Source organism: Gordonia sp. NPDC003429 (genome assembly GCF_053588575.1).
This window is the reverse complement of sequence record NZ_JBSFQF010000051.1, coordinates 1-1,623: the sequence shown is the minus strand read 5'-3', so window position 1 is coordinate 1,623 and position 1,623 is coordinate 1. Positions and strand designations below refer to the sequence as shown.

Below are 1,623 nucleotides of genomic sequence, written 5' to 3'. Positions count from 1 at the left end.
CAGCGCTGCAACGCTGACTTGATCAAGTGACTACCAGGATCATATTTACGGGAAGGCACGCCCTCCCTGATCCACAGGTCTTGATCATTCCTCCGACCAGATACCAGAATGAAACTCTTGCGCTGCCATCCCTACTCCTGCGCTGCTGAAAACGGCGATCGCAGGTACCGGCAACTCGGCCGACGGACACACCATCGCACGACACCGAACGGCGATGCGCTGCCAGTCGAAATCAGTCAGACCGATACGCGGAGGCCACGATTGCCGTTCGCGACTACATCCCCCAACCGCTGGAATCAGCCTGCCCGAACCCATAGAGACAGGCCGCAGCCCGACGGTCACGGGTGTCCATTGACAACGAGGGGGATTGGTGTGATGGACTTCTTCGTGCTCCCGGGCGGGACCGTGGACCTGCCGGGCCGCGGGCCCATCGGCGGCACCCCGACCGTCACTCCCCAGAACTCCGCACCCGAGGGTGGGGTCGTGCAATTCACGAGTGCGGAATGGCAACAGCGGGCCAAGGTGGCAAGGGAGTGTGCGGATGAGTTGCAGGTGGCCGTCGACAACATCGCCGGAGTGCTCGGCGACAACTACTTCGGCAAAGTGAAGGAGGGCAACAGATTGCACTCGCAGTTGGTAGGTGTGGTCGAGGTCTGGAAGGACAATCTAACGGAGCAGATCAGCGCACTTACGGCCCTGGCCGCGGGTTGTGATTGCGCCGACGCTGAATTACATTGCGCTGACCAGACGAGTGCGACTGACCTTCGTGCCTGAGTATCGATGGCTCCCGTGGCTGATTGCCACCGGTTGCCTAATTGGATCATTATGTGGCTGTTCGACCGACGGCAGCCCCGTCTCCCAGTCCAGCCCCGGTTCGATCCCGACTTCTGCAGTCACGATCCGCCAAACAGACGCGGAGGGGCGGCGATTGCCCTTCGTGACTGAATTCCCCGACCGATGGAACACTGGCAACGACGGAACAGACTACGAACCATGCACTGCGGTTACACTCCCAGTTCTTGTCGCTGCGGGTCTAAACCCTGCAACTACGAAAGATGCGGCACTAGCCAACTACCAAACCCTGCGGGGCTGTCGCTGGAATTACGCGAATAGCAGTCTCAAGACCCTCTCGCAGATCGTCGCAAATTCAGAACCCTTGGACGAGTACAAAGAGCGTCAATCGATCATCTTTCGCTGGTTTTCCGACACATCGATCAATGGTCGAAGAGTAGCAGTCGGTGCGTTTCAAGAACCGAACAGGTGCATGGCGATTGTTGACACCGGACGTTCTCATGTCAGCACAATGGTTTCGATCTCGATCGATCCCCCACCCGTCGCCGACATCTGCGCCAAGGCGGTCGACTTCACCCGCGCCACCATCGACCAGATACCGGAGTGAGACTTTTGCGCTGCCATCCCTACTCCTGCGCTGCTGAAAACGGCGATGGCAAGTACCGGCGACTCGGCCGACGGACACGCCATCGCACGACACCGAGCGGCGATGCGGCGCCTCAGCGAGCCGCAATCAGGCCCTTCCTGATTGACGGTGCGTGAAACAGGTTCTGGCGACCACAAGATGTGGGGGTGATGAAGGTCGCCGATGGTGCGGCGGTGTGCCTGGAG

At 59.8% G+C, this 1,623-nt stretch carries 3 protein-coding genes; 2 read left to right on the top strand and 1 reads right to left on the bottom strand.

Going from position 1 to position 1,623, the window contains the following annotated elements; genetic code table 11:
• Positions 1 to 375: 375 nt before the first annotated feature.
• Both ACWDSI_RS20425 and ACWDSI_RS20420 read left to right on the top strand, forming a co-directional pair.
• Complete coding sequence (locus tag ACWDSI_RS20425) at positions 376 to 774, top strand: hypothetical protein (protein ID WP_449757682.1); 399 nt, start codon at positions 376 to 378, stop codon at positions 772 to 774.
• Entirely contained in the window at positions 710 to 1,399 is a 690-nt protein-coding gene (locus tag ACWDSI_RS20420) for a DUF3558 domain-containing protein (RefSeq protein WP_449757681.1), read from the top strand. The genes ACWDSI_RS20425 and ACWDSI_RS20420 overlap by 65 nt, the downstream gene beginning before the upstream one ends.
• Here ACWDSI_RS20420 and ACWDSI_RS20415 read toward each other — a convergent pair.
• On the bottom strand, positions 1,291 to 1,623 hold a 333-nt coding region (locus ACWDSI_RS20415), incomplete at its 5' end, for a hypothetical protein (RefSeq protein ID WP_449757683.1). The genes ACWDSI_RS20420 and ACWDSI_RS20415 overlap by 109 nt on opposite strands.